General features: G+C 42.2%; 18 protein-coding genes. 13 read left to right on the forward strand and 5 right to left on the reverse strand.

All coding sequences use genetic code 11. The annotated features are described in order from the left end of the window. The first annotated feature begins 5 nt into the window (after window positions 1-5). From HC752_RS07445 to HC752_RS07460, 4 genes are read left to right on the forward strand one after another with little or no spacing between them, the layout of a single operon-like run. Window positions 6-374, forward strand: coding sequence for an STAS domain-containing protein (locus HC752_RS07445; RefSeq protein ID WP_190334510.1), 369 nt, complete (start codon window positions 6-8; stop codon window positions 372-374). Beyond that, window positions 374-793 (forward strand): anti-sigma regulatory factor, encoded by a 420-nt coding sequence (locus HC752_RS07450; RefSeq protein WP_190334511.1) that lies wholly within the window; start codon window positions 374-376, stop codon window positions 791-793. The genes HC752_RS07445 and HC752_RS07450 overlap by 1 nt, the downstream gene beginning before the upstream one ends. Next, window positions 790-4,008, forward strand: a complete 3,219-nt coding sequence (locus HC752_RS07455; RefSeq protein ID WP_190334512.1) for a hybrid sensor histidine kinase/response regulator — start codon at window positions 790-792, stop codon at window positions 4,006-4,008. The genes HC752_RS07450 and HC752_RS07455 overlap by 4 nt, the downstream gene beginning before the upstream one ends. Further along, window positions 4,008-5,135 (forward strand): HD domain-containing phosphohydrolase, encoded by a 1,128-nt coding sequence (locus tag HC752_RS07460; protein WP_190334716.1) that lies wholly within the window; start codon window positions 4,008-4,010, stop codon window positions 5,133-5,135. Before HC752_RS07455 ends, HC752_RS07460 begins: the two co-directional genes overlap by 1 nt. Before the next feature lie 19 nt (window positions 5,136-5,154). Here HC752_RS07460 and HC752_RS07465 read toward each other — a convergent pair whose 3' ends face one another. Continuing rightward, window positions 5,155-5,742: a TetR/AcrR family transcriptional regulator gene (locus tag HC752_RS07465; protein ID WP_190334513.1), complete on the reverse strand. Its 588-nt coding sequence runs from the start codon at window positions 5,740-5,742 to the stop codon at window positions 5,155-5,157. 124 nt (window positions 5,743-5,866) lie between these two features. Here HC752_RS07465 and HC752_RS07470 point away from each other — a divergent pair, with 124 nt between their 5' ends. From HC752_RS07470 to rlmF, 3 genes are all read left to right on the forward strand, one after another. After that, the gene (locus HC752_RS07470) at window positions 5,867-6,481 is read left to right on the forward strand and encodes a glutathione S-transferase (protein ID WP_190334514.1); all 615 of its coding nucleotides are present in this window, start codon (window positions 5,867-5,869) and stop codon (window positions 6,479-6,481) included. 194 nt (window positions 6,482-6,675) lie between these two features. Further along, window positions 6,676-7,230, forward strand: a complete 555-nt coding sequence (locus HC752_RS07475) for a M48 metallopeptidase family protein (RefSeq protein ID WP_190334515.1) — start codon at window positions 6,676-6,678, stop codon at window positions 7,228-7,230. Window positions 7,231-7,233: 3 nt separating this feature from the next. Then, window positions 7,234-8,238, forward strand: coding sequence for a 23S rRNA (adenine(1618)-N(6))-methyltransferase RlmF (gene rlmF / locus HC752_RS07480; protein ID WP_190334516.1), 1,005 nt, complete (start codon window positions 7,234-7,236; stop codon window positions 8,236-8,238). Here the strand turns inward: rlmF and HC752_RS07485 are convergent. Beyond that, the gene (locus HC752_RS07485) at window positions 8,230-9,114 is read right to left on the reverse strand and encodes an AEC family transporter (protein ID WP_190334517.1); all 885 of its coding nucleotides are present in this window, start codon (window positions 9,112-9,114) and stop codon (window positions 8,230-8,232) included. The genes rlmF and HC752_RS07485 overlap by 9 nt on opposite strands. A gap of 164 nt (window positions 9,115-9,278) precedes the next feature. On the opposite strand from HC752_RS07485, the gene HC752_RS25120 reads away from it, so the two are divergent. Together HC752_RS25120 and HC752_RS07490 are read left to right on the forward strand one after the other, a co-directional pair. Continuing rightward, entirely contained in the window at window positions 9,279-9,413 is a 135-nt protein-coding gene (locus tag HC752_RS25120) for a hypothetical protein (protein ID WP_274602114.1), read from the forward strand. Between the two features lie 717 nt (window positions 9,414-10,130). Beyond that, a complete protein-coding gene (locus HC752_RS07490) occupies window positions 10,131-11,687 on the forward strand; it encodes a methyl-accepting chemotaxis protein (protein WP_190334518.1) in 1,557 nt (518 codons plus the stop codon). A gap of 178 nt (window positions 11,688-11,865) precedes the next feature. Here the strand turns inward: HC752_RS07490 and HC752_RS07495 are convergent, their stop codons facing one another. Beyond that, on the reverse strand, window positions 11,866-14,025 hold the full coding sequence (locus tag HC752_RS07495) for an EAL domain-containing protein (protein WP_190334519.1): 2,160 nt from the start codon (window positions 14,023-14,025) through the stop codon (window positions 11,866-11,868). Further along, window positions 14,022-14,972 carry a phosphate/phosphite/phosphonate ABC transporter substrate-binding protein gene (locus HC752_RS07500; protein WP_190334520.1) on the reverse strand — a complete coding sequence of 317 codons (951 nt, stop codon included), beginning with the start codon at window positions 14,970-14,972 and terminating at the stop codon, window positions 14,022-14,024. The genes HC752_RS07495 and HC752_RS07500 overlap by 4 nt, the downstream gene beginning before the upstream one ends. 293 nt (window positions 14,973-15,265) lie before the next feature. On the opposite strand from HC752_RS07500, the gene HC752_RS07505 reads away from it, so the two are divergent. The 3 genes from HC752_RS07505 to HC752_RS07515 all read left to right on the forward strand — a co-directional run bounded on the left by HC752_RS07505 (window position 15,266) and on the right by HC752_RS07515 (window position 17,188). Continuing rightward, window positions 15,266-15,511, forward strand: a complete 246-nt coding sequence (locus HC752_RS07505) for a hypothetical protein (RefSeq protein ID WP_190334521.1) — start codon at window positions 15,266-15,268, stop codon at window positions 15,509-15,511. A gap of 93 nt (window positions 15,512-15,604) precedes the next feature. After that, the gene (locus tag HC752_RS07510; protein WP_238930455.1) at window positions 15,605-16,405 is read left to right on the forward strand and encodes a hypothetical protein; all 801 of its coding nucleotides are present in this window, start codon (window positions 15,605-15,607) and stop codon (window positions 16,403-16,405) included. 18 nt (window positions 16,406-16,423) lie between these two features. Then, the gene (locus HC752_RS07515; protein ID WP_446751426.1) at window positions 16,424-17,188 is read left to right on the forward strand and encodes a substrate-binding periplasmic protein; all 765 of its coding nucleotides are present in this window, start codon (window positions 16,424-16,426) and stop codon (window positions 17,186-17,188) included. A gap of 25 nt (window positions 17,189-17,213) precedes the next feature. Here the strand turns inward: HC752_RS07515 and HC752_RS07520 are convergent, their stop codons facing one another. Next, window positions 17,214-17,810, reverse strand: a complete 597-nt coding sequence (locus tag HC752_RS07520; protein WP_190334522.1) for an A24 family peptidase — start codon at window positions 17,808-17,810, stop codon at window positions 17,214-17,216. A gap of 57 nt (window positions 17,811-17,867) precedes the next feature. Here HC752_RS07520 and HC752_RS07525 point away from each other — a divergent pair, with 57 nt between their 5' ends. Continuing rightward, a complete protein-coding gene (locus HC752_RS07525) occupies window positions 17,868-18,524 on the forward strand; it encodes a DUF2726 domain-containing protein (RefSeq protein WP_190334523.1) in 657 nt (218 codons plus the stop codon). Window positions 18,525-18,532: the final 8 nt, after the last annotated feature.

The raw sequence follows: 18,532 nt of genomic DNA on the forward strand, positions 1-18,532 counted from the left end.
AGCTTATGGAATCCGCAATTACCATCAACAGTTTGAATTCTACTTTAATTGCTTCGATTCAAGTTGACCTTACACATTCGATTTTGGATAGCTTCCAAAAACAATTATTGGATCAGATCCATCGGAAAATGGTTGACGGTGTGCTTATTGATCTTTCGGGTGTGGGTTCCTTTGATAAAGACAATTTTGAGCAGCTGAGAAAAATAATTGATTCCGCAGGGGTGATGGGGACTTTGTGTGTGTTGGTTGGTCTAAGGCCCGGAATTGTTTGTGCGCTCATTGAACTGGGAGTTGAAGTCGGTGGACTTAACACGGTAGCCAGTTTGGAGCAAGGCATTGAATTGGTGAATAGGAATCGATTAGGAGAACGCTAATGGAGGCCGCCCTAAAAAAGAGCTTTGGAGAGGAGATGTATTTCGTCTCATCTGAACCTGAGGTGATGACTGTTGTTATGGCGGCATTCGTTTTAGCAAAAGACATCGGATTTAGCGCCGTTGAGGTGAGTGAGATCTCGACCAGTGTTTCCGAGTTGGCAACGAATATTGTCAAATATGCCCAAATAGGCAGTGTTTTTTTTCACGTGATTGAAACGGCGATCAGGAAAGGAATAGAGATCCGAGCGGAAGATCAAGGGCAGGGTATCAATGACATTCAGCGTGCGATGCGCGACTGTGAAAGTACCTCTGGAACCCTTGGCTTAGGTTTGCCGGGTGTCAAGAGAATGATGGATGAGTTTCATATTCAATCCTCCCCAACTGGTACTCAAGTGGTGGTGCGGAAATGGGTGAAATGAGTGAAGTTGGGAGCCTAGCAGTCGATGGCAGCGAGCCTAGCTTACTGTTAGCACGAAACAAAATCATCAGTATTTTGCGTAGCAGTGGTTACTCGGATGTGGAAGTGGACAAATGGGGGCTAAAGTTTGCTCAGTTCTTCACTCTTATGAACAACCAGTATTCCCCCATCAGATTCACTATCCTCGCTAACCCTGATCTTATCCGATTGGTGAGCCTCCCGATTGAGCAAGAGCTCGATACAGAACACCTTAATCAATCCTGTGTTCCATTTCGTTATTCAGAAAACAGCCTAGAAGTGGATATCAAGGCTAAGGTCCCATTTGATCGATCCGCACTTGACCTTTTAGAGCGTGATCTCGCGGTTAAAACGGTTGAAGAATTGATGATCGATTTGCAAGCTAAAAACTTGGTTTTAGCGCGTCATCAAGAAGAATTAGAGAAAGAGATAGAAAGCCAAACTGCCGACTTACAGAAGTCTGAAGAATTGTCTCGAACTATCGTTGATAGTGCACCTATTGGTGTCATTTTGTTGGACAAAGACTGTAAAATTATCAGCTGGAATAAAATCGCTGAAGAACTGTATGGCTTTTCGTCAGAAGAAGCCATTACACATTCGATTAAAGAACTGCTGCAAATGGAAGGTGAGACGCGCTTAGAAGGTGTGCTTGGGCGTAAGCTGGATTTGCAGATCCAGCAGAGCCTCGTAGGGCAGTTTTTTGAAGTTGATACAAAAGACAAATTTAATCGTTCAATACCCGCAGAAATCGGCATGACCATCTTCCAGCTGGGAGAGTTGTGTCAGGCTACGTTGTTTATTCGAGACATTTCGGAAAGAAAACTGGCAGAGCAAGAACTCAATGCCGCGATGGTCAAAGCTGAAGAGGCGGTAGAAGTAAAATCTATGTTTCTTGCTAATATGAGCCATGAAATTCGCACACCTATGAACGCCATTATCGGCATGGCGCACCTCGCGTTAAAAACAGACATGTCACCAAAACAGCGTGACTACGTGTCTAAAATTCACAGCTCCGGTACATTACTGCTCGGTATTATTAACGACATTCTCGATTTTTCTAAAATTGAAGCGGGCAAGCTGGAAATGGAAAATATCGAGTTTACGCTTGATGACGTTTTCAGAAATGTCTCTACAGTCACTGGGCAAAAAGCATTTGAGAAACACCTTGAGCTTCTTTTTCACATCCCTAGGGTTATTCCACAGCAGCTTATCGGAGACCCCCTTCGAATCGGTCAAGTGATTATTAATTTAGTAAACAACGCGGTCAAATTTACAGATTCAGGCGAAATTACGGTATCGGTTGACATTCTTGAACAAATTGGTGACCGAATTGAATTGGAATTTACCGTCGCGGATACAGGGATAGGGATGACGCCAGTACAGTCCAGCAGGCTTTTTACGGCATTTACTCAAGCCGATGGCAGTACCACAAGAAGGTATGGCGGAACGGGATTAGGGTTGTCAATATGTCGAAGGCTTGTGGAGTTAATGGGGGGAAATATTCGCGTAGAGAGTGAACCGGATGTAGGGAGTACGTTCGTATTCAATGTTTGGTTTGATCTTGCTGATCAGGTCGTGAATGCAAAAGACAAATGGACGTCTCTTCGTGCAGACATGCTGGATGAGTTAAAAGTACTCATTGTCGATGATAATCATCATGCGCTTGAAATTATGTCTGAAATGCTTGAAACCCTGCCTATCCAACCGGAAACAGCAAGCAGTGGCTTAGAAGCATTTGACATGATTAAAGAGCGTATCACTCAGGATACCCCATATTCGTTGGTATTGATGGATTGGAACATGCCTAAGCTAAACGGTATAGAAGCCGTGACGCTCATACGAGAAAAATTAGAAAGAGATAAGCAGCCTAAAGTTGTGATGGTTACGGCATACGACAAAGATGATGTGAAAAAAGCGTCAAATAGCGTAGATATCTCTCACTATCTCACTAAGCCAGTCAGCCAGTCGTCTCTTTATGATTGCTTAATCGATTTATTTTCTAATGAAGACCGTTTTTCAAAGCTTGCTGAAGCGGCTCGCTCTGAGGATAACGACGAATTTAAAGGGTTGCGAGTACTGTTGACTGAGGACAATGAAATCAATCAGCAGATTGCTTTTGAGCTAATGTCTGGCAAAGGCATGGAAGTCACTATTGCTAATAATGGTAAAGAAGCACTGGAGTTATTGTCTATCAGTAAGCTCGGTGAAGTGCCTTATGATGTGATTTTTATGGATCTGCAAATGCCGATTATGGATGGCTATGAAGCCAGCAAACGCATTCGTTCAAATAGTCGATATGAACACACCCCTTTAATTGCGATGACAGCGCATGCCATGGTCGAAGAGCGAGAGCGATGCTTAAGTTTAGGCATGAACGATCACATATCCAAACCTATAGACCCCGAAACCTTGTATCAAATCATTCGTAAATGGGCCGCGGAAAAATTGAGAGCGCTAAAAACGTTAGCATCATCAAAATCCACGTTAGAAGCGTCGGTTAAAACGGAATCGAATGAAATCGAATCACCCCAAACAGCAAAGGTGAAAGTGTCAGAAAAGGCGGCGTCGGCAACAAAAGGAAACCGCACACTCTACGATTTGGATTCGATCGATTACAAAAATGCTTTGCTCCGAGTCGGGGGTAATGAAACCTTGTTTAAGAAACTCCTCAGGCAGCTTATTAATAAAGAACTTGATTTTCGTAAGCGCATCGACATCTTGACCGAGAAACAAGACAAAGCAGGGGCGACCATGGCTGCGCATACCTTAAAAGGATCGGGCGCTAATTTGGGATTAACGCGCTTATCAGATATGGCCTCACGGCTCGAGATACTGATAGAGAGTGAAAAGCACAAGGAAATATCGCTTCTTTTGGATGAAATGGAAGAATACATCGCGGTTTTATTTACGGACATATCCCGAGTGATTGGTCATGTTCTCCCTACACGAAAGCAAGAAGTCAATGAGGATATTCTCGGAAGAGTCCACCGTCTAGATGAGTTATTACAGAATTTCGATGCGAACGCGATCGATTTCCTTGAGGAGCATCATCAAGATTTTGAAGCCGTATTGGGTGGTGAAGAATTTGACCAATGTTGCCAGTTTATTCATGACTGCGATTTTGACCAAGCGGCGTCTATCTTAAGAAGCTTAGTGAACTTATATCCGCTGGATATGGGAAAAGTGCAAGGAGCTTAATATTGTTTCAGCAAGGTGATAAAAAAACCATCTTAATCGTCGACGATACGGCTGAAAACCGAACGTTGATTACGGGTTTGCTTAAAGATGAGTATCGAGTATTGGCGGCGGTGAGTGGTTTGCAAGCCATAGAATTGTGTGAACGCTTTAATCCCGACATGGTGCTTTTGGACATCATGATGCCTGTCATGGATGGGTATGAAGTCTGCTATCAGCTAAAGAAAAATCCGAAAACGGATTCTATTCCTGTTATTTTTTTAACGGCTAAATCACAAATTGAAGATGAGCAGAAAGGGTTTGATGTAGGAGCGGTAGATTACATACTCAAACCGATTAGTCCCCCCATATTGTTGGCTCGTGTTAAAACGCATCTAAAGCTTCAATTCGTGTTAGACAGCTTAAAGGATCATAACGAAGCGCTGGAGAGAAGGGTCAAAGAGCGAACAGAAGAATTGGAGATGCTGCAAGATGCGATCATTCTTGCTATGGCTTCGCTAGCGGAAACGCGGGATAACGACACGGGAAATCACATACGCCGAACTCAGAAATACGTAAAGGTTCTCGCCGAAACGATGGCAAAGAATCCGAAATACCATGAAGAATTAACACCGGAAACTATTGAAGCATTTTACAAGTCGGCACCCTTACACGACATTGGAAAAGTGGGCATTCCCGATCATATCTTACTGAAACCAGGAAAATTGACGGTTGAAGAATTTGAGATCATGAAAAGCCACACACGGCTTGGGGGGGACACCATCAACACTGTTGAAAAAACGCTGGGTGCGACCTGTGCTTTCTTAGAGCATGCTAAAGATATAGCGTACTACCATCAAGAAAAATGGGATGGCTCAGGTTACCCTGAACAACTCGTAGGCGCGCAAATACCATTGAGTGCAAGGCTTATGGCCGTGGCGGACGTGTATGATGCCCTGATTTCATCGAGAGTGTATAAGCCCGCTTTTCCACACAGTAAAGCGGTAGAAATCATTGAGTCCTCTTCTGGCAGCCACTTTGATCCCGAGGTGATAGAGGCATTTAAAAGAGTAGAGAACCGCTTTGCCGACATAGCGGCGCAATTTTCGGATGAACTGCCTGTCAATGCAGAAAAACAAAACGGCACTTAGTATTTCAGCGTACAGTAGGCTACTTGGCTATATAGGATTTTATGAGAACAAACATCGTATCAACGGCTTGTTCTAACTCGGTGTAGGCTTTCGCTTTACCAAGCACTCTTATCCCCTGAACTTGTGTCAGCAAAAGGGAAGCAAGCGCTTCAGTATTGCAACTCTCAGCAATTTGCTGTTTCAACTTAGCATTGTCTAATGCGCGTTTAAAGTTGCTATGAAGGAAATCAAATAGACCTTCCCCCCGATTTTTCACCGTATTGTCAGCACTACCATGCTCGATCAGCGCATTTTGTATGAAACAACCGCTTTTTTGCTCTTTTTGAATTCGAGCAAAGCGCGTCAAAAACGCTTCAATAGTGACCAGATCCGCATCACTTTCTAAGAGGCTTTTCATTGAAGGGAAAGAAATGTTTTCAAGGTAAAAATCAAGAGCCGAATAATACAGTGCTTGCTTATCACCATAGGTGTTGTAAAGGCTGAAACGGTTTATTCCAAGCGTCTCGACCAAATCTGCGATCGAGGTGTTTGCATAACCTTTTTGCCAAAAAAGGTTCATGGCATCAATCAGTTTTTCTTGTTTATCAAAATTACTTTTTCTAGGCATGGGTTCTCTCACTTCTCGTTTTGCGAGTATAACAGCTTTAAAAGGGAAAATTAATACTTGACCGTTCGTTTAGTTATTCTGTAACTTATATCTAAACGAACGTTTAGAATGTGAGAGAAAAGCAATGAAACTGTATGAAACTGCCATGACACCAAGTAGCCGTCGTGTCTCTATCTTCATGAAAGAATTGGGGATTGAAATCGCAAAGCAGCAACTTAACGTAAAAGCTGGTGATAACCTGACACCTGAATATTTGGCAAAATCTTTAAACGGAAAGGTGCCCTTGCTAGAACTTGATTCTGGCGACTTCATTAGTGAAAGCGTGGCGATTTGTCGTTATTTAGACAGTACGAACAGCAATGAGTTAGCACTGTTTGGCAGAGGGGCACTGGAAGCTGCCCAAGTTGAGATGTGGCACCGAGTGGTCGAGTTTGAGGGATTGTACGCAGGATTCCAAGCCTTCAGAAACCTAACCGGTATTTATAGTGATCGTGAAACGTGTGTAGAAGCTTGGGGTGCAGAATCGAAAAGTCGTGTCGCCAGTTTCTTGCCAAAACTTGAGAAACGCCTCAGTGAATCGGCTTACATTGCGTCAGATCGATTTACGATCGTTGATATCACTGGGCATATTTTTATCAGCTTTGCGGTCAACGGTTTGGAACTGAATGTATTTGATGAGTACCCATCCATTAAATCTTGGTTTGATAAAATATCGAGCCGCCCATCTTTTCAGGCGTAAATGCCTTCGCGAATGAAGACGTGAAGTCCGGAAAACACAAGGAACCTCAGCCTGATTGCTGAGGTTTTTATTTTTGGTGAACTCTGATGGAAAGGGCTATCTGGCTCGTTCGTCTACTTCTGACTTGGGTAAGCCTTCCTAAGAGTATAAAATGTCGCGCACTCAGATTTTACATCCATGCAGTAAAGGAGCTTATGAGTACGCATCTTCGGTATATCCAAGGTTATCCAGAACCTATTCTCGAGCAGGTAGAGCAACTCATTCAGCAAGAGAAGCTCGGAGCGTGGTTGAAGCAACGCTACCCCAATAACCATTCAATTACGTCCGACAAAGCGCTGTTTAAATACACCATGGAATTTAAAAATAGGTATCTCAAAAAATCATCACCCTTGAATAAAGTGGTGTATGACAAAAAGATCCATATGGTGAACAACGCGCTTGGTCTTCATACCTACGTATCCAAAGTTCATGGCAGCAAAGTCAAATCGAAAAATGAAATTCGGATTGCCAGTCTGTTTCGGCAGGCGCCGGAACCGTTTTTAAGAATGCTGGTGGTGCACGAATTGGCTCACATTAAAGAGAAAGAGCACAATAAAGCTTTTTATCAGTTATGTTGTCACATGGAGCCGGAATATCACCAGCTAGAGTTCGATGCCCGCTTATATCTCATTCATCAAGAGCTCATTCATCAAGAACTCATTCACCAAGAGCCACTTCACCAAGAACTTCAAACCAATCAAAAAGGGTAATTTGTGTCTTCAAAAACGAACAATACATCAAACACAAATAACCCCTTAGGTACAAAGGTGGTAAAAAAGCGCTTTGGCGCCCTCCATAAACGTAATTCGCACAAAGGTAAATATCACTTCTCTGCGCTCGTTAAAACTCTCCCAGAATTGCAAGCGTATGTTATTAAGAACATAAAGGGCGATTTATCTATCGATTTTTCAGATGACAAAGCCGTCATCATGCTAAACAGAGCGTTACTTGCTCACCATTACAGTGTCACAAACTGGAGTATACCTGAAGGGTTTCTTTGCCCACCGCTTCCTGGTCGGGCGGATTATTTGCATCATATTGCGGACTTATTTGTGGGCAAAACACCAGGTTACGCAATTACTGGCCTGGATATTGGAACTGGCGCAAACGCGGTGTACCCCATCGTCGCGATCAGCCACTATAAATGGACAATGTATGCCAGTGACATTGACCCAATCTCTGTTGCTAACGTTCAGAAAATCGCTGAAAGTAACGCCATTTTAAAAGGCAAACTTGCGGTTAAACTACAGAAAGACCCTAAGAAATATTTTGAAAATATCCTCGATGCCAAAGCACGTGTTGACTTCACCATGTGCAACCCGCCATTTCATAAATCCATGGAAGATGCGAATAAAGGTACACAAAGGAAGTTGAAAAACCTCGCCGAAAACCGAAAAAAGCGAGGTGTTATCAAAGCCGATCCCCAGTCTAAGCTCAACTTTGGCGGTCAAAAAGCTGAACTATGGTGTCCGGGGGGAGAGGTGTCATTTATCAAAAATATGGCTTACGAAAGTAAAAAGTTTGCTCGTCAATGCCTTTGGTTTACGACGCTCGTTTCCAACAAGGACAACGTAAGACCGCTAAGAAAAACGTTAGAAAAACTTGGCGCATATGAAGTGAGGATCATTGAAATGACTCATGGGCAAAAGATCACCCGTTTTGTGGCTTGGACGTACCATACCGAACAACAACAAGCCAGTTGGTTCACCTTAGGGTGAACCCAAAGACAATGTGAACAGAAGAAGCAAAGGCAAAGTCAGCAAGCTAAAAAAGTTTGCGAATAGTACCATCGACGCCACGTTTCTGGGTTCTACATCAAATCGTTCTGCGAACAAATAGTTCATGACAGCAGGTGGCAGCATGCTAAAAAGCACCATCATTTGGAGTTGCATGGTGGGCAATGGCACAAGCCAATATATCAAGAGAAGGGCAACGGCACCGGTTCCCAAAGATTGAATTGTGCAAACAATACCGGCTCTCAACCCCGAATATCGCATAAAGCACATTTGAGAGCCTAGGGATAGAAGCATTACTGGGATCGCTGCCTGTCCAAGTAACGTAGTGGCATTGTGAAAAGGTTGCCAAACTTCAATGCCCGCAAGGTTCACGAACATTGCGAGTGCTGCGGCCAGAAAAACGGGCATCTTAATGACTTGTTTGAGTGGGTTTCCGTTACTTAATAGCGCCAAACCAACGCTGATATGTGTGCAAGTGGATATAACAAACAGCAGAACGGCCGGTGCTAATGCTGTATTACCAAACGTGTAAGTAAATAACGGAATAGCAAGGTTGCCACTATTTCTAAACATGTGAGGCGGCGCCCAAGCTTTGAAGTTCAGCCCAGATACCCTGCATATTGGAACCATAAGTAAACCAGGAACTAAAATCGCAATCAGGGCCGCACCAATTAATGGGAATTGTTGTTCATCTATAGGCATCGCAGACAGTGATGAAAAGACAAGTGCGGGTGTAAACACATCCATATTGATACGATTAATAGGCTTGAAATCAGGCTTTTGCCATTTAGCAACGATGAACCCGACGAAAACAAGCGAGAATACCGGAAAAATGATACCGGTGACCTGTTCAAACATTGCAGTCCTTTTCAGCTTGAAATAATGTCCCTAGGAAATAGAAAGTTAACACAGATGATCATTAAAAAGTTAGTTAAGTCTCTAAGTTGGTCGATTTTTAGTACTCAATTGCATTGGGATTTGTAGAACTTTGGATGCACAGAAGCTGGAAGGGAGAAGAAAGCTTGGAAGACAAAGAAAGCTCGGAAGAAAAAGAAAGCTCGGAAGAAAAAGAAAGCTCAGGAGCCCGCATAGACCTGAGCTTACAAACAAACACCTACTGGCGTTTTGGGAAACCTAACACACAACGTGTGGAATAGGTAGATACCTTATCCCAGTTAGTCGGTGTGTATTCATGATCTAAATCAATCCCTTGTTGAGTATTTTATTAGACATAGGTCTAATATAACGGGACGCTTTCTTGCCATGTCTTTCGTTATTCAAAGGGTATCAAAGGAAAGTTAGCCTTTAGCTAATAAGACTAAGGGCTAATACTCTGTAGCGAATATTATGTATTGGTATTAAAAAAGTTAAAAAGTTGTTGCCTTCTTTCCTTGTTCCCTTATTTCCTTGTTCCCTTATTTCCTCATTTCTTTACTCCCTATTTCTTTATTGTTCATTATCAATTCGGAAATTAGCCGTTACGACCATACTGATACTGAAAGTGGCTCGTCGCCGTCGATACCATTACTCATTCTTCTTTTTTCAAATTAAGTGATGGAACCAATGTTTGTCTGCTAAATGCTCGGTCTGAGCTGGGGGTGAGAAAGGTTAGCAAGAATAAGACATGGATAAATAATATTTTTGTAATTTTTAAATTTTGTAAATTTTGTAAATTTGTAATTTTGTTTCTTTATTAGGTAAATATCGCAAAAATGATGTAATTTTTAAGAAATAGCCATTCAGTAGTTTGAGTTTTTAGAGTTTTACAGTTATAGAAATACTTGCTCTATTAATAAAAATGAAATTAAATTTTGCTAAACAAAGCGTTATTAGAAGTTCCTATTGGAAAGTTTGACTAGATTCTTGAGGTTTATATGCGCGTAAATCAACCTGTGACACAAAAAGAAGTAACGTATCCTAAAGGCTATAATTTGCTATCGGTTACATCCACCAGTAGCCACATAAAATACGCCAGCAAAGAATTCTGTGAAGTAGCAGGGTATTCGTTAGATGAGATGGTTGGAGAGCCGCATAACATGGTCAGGCATCCAGATATGCCTTCACAAGCATTTAAAGATATGTGGGAGCACCTGAAGGCTGGCAAGTCATGGATGGGGATAGTTAAAAATCGATGCAGTAATGGCGATCACTATTGGGTGGACGCTTTTGCATCTCCGATCGAAGAAAACGGCCAGATTGTCGAGTATCAATCTGTTCGTCTATGCCCTGATCGAAAGCATGTCGATAACGCAGAAAAAATCTATGCACAAATTCGCAGTGGTAAAATGCCATTTAAACTCAGGTTGCCTCGAACAAGGTTGTGGCAACGAGCCGCAATGTTATTCGTACCCGCTGCGATTGTCTCCGCCATTGCGGATGTTTTTGTGCCTGGAGTCGGAATATGGGCGCTGCTGTTATTGGCTATTCTTTCGGTGTTTAAAGTATCGAGACGATTAGAAGCTCTCAGTGAAGAGTCGAGAAAAGTGTTCGATAATCCTTTAATGGAGTTGGTTTATAACGATCATGTTGATGACATTTCTGAAATACGGCTAGCGCTCAAAATGAGGCAATCAGAGCTGAATGCGATGGTGGGACGAATTCAAAATTCGAATGAACAAATCGGGGAAGCGGCGCAATCTTCATCGAATAATTGTGACACTACAGCGTCTAATTTAGAGGGGCAAACCGCTGAGACAGAGCAAGTAGCCGCGGCGGTTAACCAGATGCATGCAACGGCAAATGAGATTGCCGAAAACGCACAAAGCGCTAGTGTGGCGACAACGAAAGCGAGCACGGCTGCATCTGAAGGGTTAGAAGCAGTAAGCCAAACGAAAGGTGCTATTCATCAGTTGTCGGCTCAGTTAGATGAAGCTTCAGGTTTATTTAGTGAACTTGAAGCACACGGTAAAACCATTGGAGATGTTTTGACCGTTATTCAAAGTATCGCAGAGCAAACTAACCTGTTGGCTTTAAACGCGGCAATTGAGGCTGCGCGGGCTGGCGAGCAAGGACGTGGATTTGCCGTTGTTGCAGATGAAGTGCGAACCTTGGCTAAGCGAAGCCACGAATCGACAGAAGAAATACAGTCGGTTATTACTCAAATTCAAACAAGTACGCAAAGTGCAGTCAATGCTATGCAAGAAGGGAATGAGTTATCCAAACAATGTGTGGAAAGTGCGGAAGTATCTGGAAACAAACTTGATACGCTAATGGAGCAGGTTTCCGATATTTCGGATAGAAATACCCAAATTGCGACAGCGGTAGAGGAAATGGCGAGAGTGACGGAAGACATGAATTCAAGTGTTCAGTCGATCAGTGAAGTGTGTGCTGCTACGAATATTTTAGCCAGTGATACACGTGATGAATGCAGCGGTTTGGTTAGTAACCTCAACTCGCAGGGACAATTGGTTAAGCAATTCCGTCGATTATAAAAATACACAGACTAAAGATATGTCGACAGATTTTCATCGCCCTACATTGTAGGGCTTTTGGTTTTTATGAATTGGAAAACGCTGGTTCCATCAATGGCGGAGCAAGTTGTGTTGGGTTATGAATATCGCTGAGAATGTCGTTTGAATATGGAATCCGGCCGATCACCCAAAGCCAAACTCACGTTTTGCGTTGTTCATTAGCATTGGAATTTGAAAGTAACCATTGCTGTGTAAATTCAGTTGGTGGAAGGGCTTTTGAGTAGTAAAAACCTTGCCCGATATCGCAATTAATTTGCCTTATGTATTCGGCTTGTTCCTGAGTTTCGATGCCTTCAGCGACCGTTTTCATTCCTAAGCTTTTTGCCATAGAAACAATGGCTTTAACTAAGGAACGATTGTTTGCACTAATGTGCATATTTGAAACAAATGAACGGTCTATTTTTACGCCATCAAATTGCAGTTTCTGCAAATAACTCAAGGAAGCGTAGCCAGTTCCAAAATCGTCTAAAAGCACTTGGATGCCATGCTCTCTTAGACTTCGAATGATATCTCTAGCGGCATCAATATCATGCAGTAGCTGACTCTCGGTCACTTCGAGTTGAAGCTGACTGGGTTTGCATCCCGCCTTCATCATGCTTTTCGCTAATATTGCACCTATATCCTGCCTGTAAAGTTGTTTCGCTGATAGGTTAATCGTGAGATAAAAGTCGGGTGGTACTTGCTTGTTTGCCCACTGTACTAGTTGAGTACAGGCAAGATCGATTAAATGCGAGCCCATAGACAAGATCATATCGGTGTTTTCTGCAATTTGGATAAACTGATCGGGCATAATGATGCCGCGAGTAGGGTGACGCCAGCGCATTAGAGCTTCTGCCCCGATGATTTTCCCCGTGCTCATGTTGATTTTGGGCTGATACCACAGCTCGAACTGTGTTGGATCCGATAGGGCTTTTCTGAGCTCCTGCTCTATATCTATTCGCTGCTCGATTTTTTTGTTCATGGCGTGCGTGAATAAACTGTACGTGTTTTTACCACGGTCCTTAGCGTGATACATCGCAATGTCGGCATTTTTAATCAGTGTATCTGCATCGAGCCCATGTTGAGGAAAAGAGGCCAACCCAATGCTTCCACCAGCAACGATAGAATCGTGCTCAATTACTATTTCTTTTTGTAATGTATCCAGAATATTCTTAGCCATACGTTCACGTTGGTCACCCACAAGACCAGTACAACAAATTAGGAATTCGTCGCCACCTAGACGTGCAACCATGTTCGAAGTGGATCCCACAAAACTGAACCCCACTTCATGCGCTAATCGAGATGAAACGATTTCAAGCAAATGATCACCAGACGCATGGCCAAAATGATCGTTGACCTGCTTAAATTCATCTAAGTCAATAAAGAAGAGATCAATATTGTCGTAGGTTTGAGCGTGAATAAGCTGATTTACGTGCCGAATGAAGCATGAGCGATTTGGTAACCCAGTTAATGCATCATGATAGGCCATGAATCTGATATCTTCGGTATGCTTTTTGATCCGCATGCCCATGTCATTGTATGCGTTAACAAGCTTGCCTATTTCATCAGAACGACGTAATGCTGGCATCGTACGGAAGTGACCTTGACCTGCTTCTTGTATATGAGCGGTGAGCTTTCGAATCGGTTGTGTCAGTGAGCGCGCCATTAGCATGGCAAGACAAAGGCTGACAATGAAACTGACCGTTGTAACCCAAAAATGGCTCCGATATAAACTGCGTATGTTTTCTTTGTATACATCGCTAATTACGATTTGGTTTGCCGAAATATCGGTCAGGAGCTTGTCCAAACTTAACTCTAAATAGACCGCCCCCATTGATATGCCTGATTGGGAAATGGGCTGAATGTAAATCAATTTGGCATTCGTTTGTTCGATGAAAGAGGTATTCGTTTCCATCGACTGCTTAATCGCTTCTGCATTAGGCGGCGTTTCTCCAAAGAGAAGCATTGATTCCGTTCCGTCATGGAAAATTTTGCCATGTTGGTCAATGACATGAACTATCATTACCTCTTGCTGCGAAATCGCAGGTTGAATGGCCAAGTAAGTCGCTTCTAAATTGAAGTTATACAGTGGATCGAACAGATGCTCTGCAAGGTAATGAGCAATGGATTTACCCCGTAGTTCAAGCTGTTGGCTCAGGCTGGTGCGGGAATGGTTGCTTAGCTCCTCGATAATACTCTCAGTGTGCTGGGTATATAGCTTTTGTTGAAGTACAAAATGACTTAGAGAGAGTGCAGTGATGATACTCGCCGTAGCGATGATGTATCTTGTGCTAAGTCTTATCGAAGGAAATAGACTCATTTTTGCAAAGCTTCGATTTTCGAAAGGTGCTGTCGTGCTTCATCAATGACATTCAACATTTCGTGGTTCAGTTCATCGAATTGTGATGTTCTTTGGAATTGTACAAGTGTCGCCTTAGCCTCTGGCAACAAATGCATTGCCTTTAACGTATTCTTAATGGCTAAATTCATCTCCGGTGATAGCGTTGGGGACGATATCATCAGGTCTCGTGGGTACAGAGAAGATTCGTATACAATTTCGACGGATTGTTTAATTCTATTTGGGATATCCTCTGTTGAATTCCAGTTTCTATCACTGAAGGCACCAAGATCCGCACGTCGCTGGTAGACCCAAGATGATATGTTTATTTCATTTGAATTCTTAAGTTGTTGATTAATAAACATGTAACCAACTTTGTCTGCATCCGGCTTATCGGTATGGGTCTTCAGATATTGCAACTTATACCCCTGTCCAATAAGCGCTACTGCAGGTATAAAAAACGAGCTATTTGAGTTTGGCTGTTCAAAAAGTACTGTTTTTCCATTCAGCTCATTGAAATTCAGTGCCTGCCCATCTTTACGACCGAATATTATAGAGTGATATGTCGGTGTACCATTTTTCCAGCGTCTTACCAGTATGTTCGTATCGGCTCTCTTTTCATAAATTAGAGCGCTATAAACCGTCGCTGGTAAAAGATGAACGTGACCATTCTTAAGCTGCTCAGCCATTTCTTCTAATGTCGGAACAACAACAACTTCCCCATGCGTATAGCCGTACTCTTTTAGATTATTTGCCAGATATTCGGCCAGAGGAAGGCTCCATTTAATCCTAGATTTGACTTTTTCGGACACTGCTCCAACAATAAAAGGCTTATTATTCAATGCTATAGGTTTGTCATCTGAAGCGAATGAGGGCATTGACATTAAACTGGCTAAAACCAGTAAAGCTTTTGAAATAGAAGAAGGCATCCTAGAGTTTTTCATAAAGACAGAGCTCGATATAGAAGATTATTTGGAGAAGCTAATCCGAGAGGATAGGGATAACGACATTTTCTGTAAACAATAAATGGAAGTAAGTTAACAGAAATAATGAAATAAATTATTGCAAGATATTTCTATTCAATGTAGGAATCAAATGATTTATTTATTGGCTCATTAATCATTGCTTTAAACCTAAGGTTTGTTTTTGAGGTGTGTTTTACTTATCAATCAACTCACTGTGTGTGGTTTTAAGTTGGATGCAGGTACCAATACGACATTTGTTGTCACTTCTCTACGGTAAAAATGACGATTTTGAGCTGATTTTGCTTATTAATGATGAAAGGACATCAAAAATTAAAATTAATAAAAACAAAGCAGTAAGTTATATTGATGGTGGAGTTAGAGACCAGCAGCGAGATAAACTTGCTCGTTTCGATATGGCTATATTTCAAGGCTTTTACCTTGGAATACCCGAGATACGTCTACCACAAGAAACTGCAATAAAGGTGAAAAACACTCAACCTTGATAAGTTTGGGGTCGAAATGTATCAAGTTCGTTAATCGCCGAGCTTTTTAAGGTATATAGTAAACAGTAGGGGAATTATAAAAAGGTAGGTAGAATGAACCGTCTGTACTGGGTCATCAGCCTCTTATTTTCAATCAGTGTTGCAACCAACGCCATGGCTGTTAACAAAGTTACTTTGACGTTACCAGCGTTTAGTGACAACGGTCATGCTTACTTTCATGAGCTTTTGGTTGAATCTTTAAAAGCTCAGGGGATCGAGCTGAATATTGTTACTCCATCGAAGCATACTCCTCAGAAACGTATTGTACATATGCTGAATAAAAATCAGCTTTCTGTGTACTGGTTGGTTAAAACGCCAGAACGCAACGCCAAATACCACGTAATTGATGTCCCGTTAACAGAAGGCATGATTGGGCAGCGAGTGCTACTCATTCCAAAGGGGGCTCAAGCTCGATACGATAAAATTACCACGTTAGAAGAGCTTCAAAAATTGGGGGTGGTCGCCGGTCTGGGGGCAAATTGGTACGATATTGATGTCTGGAAAGCCAATAAGCTTCCTTATCATGTAAAGGATGGTGAGTGGAGAGAATTGTACGAAATGCTGAACATAGAAGGGGGAGTAAATTACTTCCCCAGAGGCATGCATGAGGTTGTTGCCGAAGCCAAATCTCAACCCCAATTAAGCATCGAAAAGAACCTGATACTAAAGTATGATCGTAATATGGTGTTCTATATGAGCGAATTGTCGTTAGAACATAAATTGCTGATTGAAAGAGCATTGAAGCATGCAAAAGAGAGTGGTTTAATAAAGAGGCTTATAGATAAGCATTGGAAAGACACGTTAAAAACCATAAAACTTGAAGGTCGGACAATTATAGAGCTGACCTCACCATAACAGTTAGTTGCTAGTAAAATGAATCTAAAATTTAAGAGGCTTTGGCTGGGCTGCATGCTTACTGCTGCCTCAGTTTTGCCATGTTATTCAGTTGCAGACTCTGTACGATTAACATCCCTATATTGGCCTCCCTATACGGGAGAGCATCTTGCTGAACAGGGCGCCAGCGTTGCTGTGGCCAAAGCGGCTTTTGCTGCTATGGGTCACCAGCTTATCGTTGAGTTTTATCCTTGGAATCGAGCGGTATCTCTTGCCCGATCCAATGACCGATACGCAGGTTATTTCCCAGCTTACTATTTTAGGACCAATAAATTGCTATTCTCCGACAAAATGGGCAGTGGCATGTTGGGATTTGTAGAGCAAAGAAGCAAGCCTATTAAATGGCGCGCTTTAACCGATTTAATTCCTTATAAGATAGGCGTTGTAAATGGGTACAGAAACACCATGGAATTTGATGACATGGTGCAAAGTGGTCAACTATTGGCTGTGTCTGTTCTCACGGACAAACAGAGTGTACTCAAAGTAGCGGATGCGCAATTAGACGTTGCCGTGATTGATGAAAATGTTTTGAAGTTTCTTAAGCTTTATGATGACGATGTTGCGAAAGTGAAAGACAAAATTCAGATGAATACAAAACCCTTGGTCAATAAACATTTATATATTGCCTTTAACCGAGGGGAGCAAGGAGAAAAATGGTTGGAGATTTTTAACCGTGGGCTTGCAAAAATAGACGCCGATAAAATCATGACGACATACATGAAGCAGCATTTCGAAAACGAATGATCTCCGCCTTTGGTTAGATACCCCACTATAAGCTTACGAAAGCAAAAAATGCAGAGCTCATTGTTATCGGAATTCCATAGGCTATTCCATTTTCTCGAATAGCCTGAATGCTCCGATATCGCATCAACATGACCACAATTTGAACCCCTCCGAGCATACACATCGCAAGAACAGCAATGGCGAGAAATTCGGGTCTAATACCAAGAGCATAAGCGGCTAAAAGCTTGGTATCACCTCCTCCCCAAATGCCAATAATGGTAGCGATAAAGCCAACAATAAAAACCAAAGCAGCATAGGGCAATGATTCGAGAGCAAAACCACTAATCAATGCCAAAGCAATAGAAATAAAACCAATGATGATGGAGTATTGGTTGGGGATGATTCTATGACGTACGTCTGAAAGGCATGCGGCAAAACCAGTCGTTAAAAGCCCTAAAAAGAGCACCAGTTGAATTATGGTTTCTACGTTCATGCGACGGAGTATATAAATACTCAAGCAACAAAGTACAGTAAAAACAATCGTAAAAGACCAATCCATTCTAGCGACTTGTGCTGACTTGGGTATAATCAGATCGCGTTGGTGAAAATGAAGAAGGTCAGCAGTCAACTTACATGTCTTCATTTGAAACTCAGAACAACGGGTTCAACAGGGTATTACAATAAACTAGAAGGAATGAATATGCAGAGCGTTGCAATTTTGCTCTTTGTCTTGGTAACGGTATTTCTTGTATACCAAAAATACTTTGCGAAACGCTATGCGCCTATCACTTACCCTTATAAGAAGGTCGGAAACTTAATGAGTGGGCCAGAAGTGGCATTTTATAATGCACTGATCGCCGCTGTTGATAACCGCGCTTTCGTATTTGCAAAAGTTCACATGGCAGACGTATTGATGCCAGCACCAAACAAAGATAAGAAAAAATGGTTGGCGGCATTTAATCGTATTGCGAGAAAACATCTCGACTTTGTGGTTTGTCGCCCTGGCACACTCGAAGTTTTATGCATTATCGAATTTGATAACGGTAAAGAACTCAATAAAACAAAAGCGGAAAGAGAAAAGCTGCTGATGCATGTTTGTAAGACATCGGGCATCCCCCTAATCGGTGCTAATGAAAAGTACGCATACCAAGTAGGAAGATTGAGAAAGGTGTTGGCTGAATACGTGGACACTATCGATATTGAACCCGAAGTTAGATTTTGCAAGGAATGTCAATCTCCCATGGTGGTAAAAGTGGGGGTGCAAGGGCCACATAAAGGGAAACGGTACTACGCGTGCAGCCGCTATCCGAATTGCAGGCACACAGAAGATTTTATTGAAGAAATTAACTGGTCCTAATGAGTAAA

Source organism: Vibrio sp. S9_S30 (genome assembly GCF_014694455.1).
In the GTDB taxonomy this organism is placed as follows: Bacteria; Pseudomonadota; Gammaproteobacteria; order Enterobacterales; family Vibrionaceae; genus Vibrio.

What these genes read in the sequence shown, in the direction of transcription:
- HC752_RS07445 (WP_190334510.1), top strand. Translation starts at nt 6, where the DNA reads ATGGAATCCGCAATTACCATCAACAGTTTGAATTCTACTTTAATTGCT.
- HC752_RS07485 (WP_190334517.1), bottom strand. Translation starts at nt 9,114, where the DNA reads ATGTTTGAACAGGTCACCGGTATCATTTTTCCGGTATTCTCGCTTGTT.
- HC752_RS07510 (WP_238930455.1), top strand. Translation starts at nt 15,605, where the DNA reads ATGAACCGTCTGTACTGGGTCATCAGCCTCTTATTTTCAATCAGTGTT.
- HC752_RS07470 (WP_190334514.1), top strand. Translation starts at nt 5,867, where the DNA reads ATGAAACTGTATGAAACTGCCATGACACCAAGTAGCCGTCGTGTCTCT.
- HC752_RS07495 (WP_190334519.1), bottom strand. Translation starts at nt 14,025, where the DNA reads ATGAGTCTATTTCCTTCGATAAGACTTAGCACAAGATACATCATCGCT.
- HC752_RS07450 (WP_190334511.1), top strand. Translation starts at nt 374, where the DNA reads ATGGAGGCCGCCCTAAAAAAGAGCTTTGGAGAGGAGATGTATTTCGTC.
- HC752_RS07465 (WP_190334513.1), bottom strand. Translation starts at nt 5,742, where the DNA reads ATGCCTAGAAAAAGTAATTTTGATAAACAAGAAAAACTGATTGATGCC.
- HC752_RS07525 (WP_190334523.1), top strand. Translation starts at nt 17,868, where the DNA reads ATGCAGAGCGTTGCAATTTTGCTCTTTGTCTTGGTAACGGTATTTCTT.
- HC752_RS07500 (WP_190334520.1), bottom strand. Translation starts at nt 14,972, where the DNA reads ATGCCTTCTTCTATTTCAAAAGCTTTACTGGTTTTAGCCAGTTTAATG.
- HC752_RS07455 (WP_190334512.1), top strand. Translation starts at nt 790, where the DNA reads ATGAGTGAAGTTGGGAGCCTAGCAGTCGATGGCAGCGAGCCTAGCTTA.
- HC752_RS07490 (WP_190334518.1), top strand. Translation starts at nt 10,131, where the DNA reads ATGCGCGTAAATCAACCTGTGACACAAAAAGAAGTAACGTATCCTAAA.
- HC752_RS07515 (WP_446751426.1), top strand. Translation starts at nt 16,424, where the DNA reads ATGAATCTAAAATTTAAGAGGCTTTGGCTGGGCTGCATGCTTACTGCT.
- HC752_RS07475 (WP_190334515.1), top strand. Translation starts at nt 6,676, where the DNA reads ATGAGTACGCATCTTCGGTATATCCAAGGTTATCCAGAACCTATTCTC.
- HC752_RS07520 (WP_190334522.1), bottom strand. Translation starts at nt 17,810, where the DNA reads ATGAAGACATGTAAGTTGACTGCTGACCTTCTTCATTTTCACCAACGC.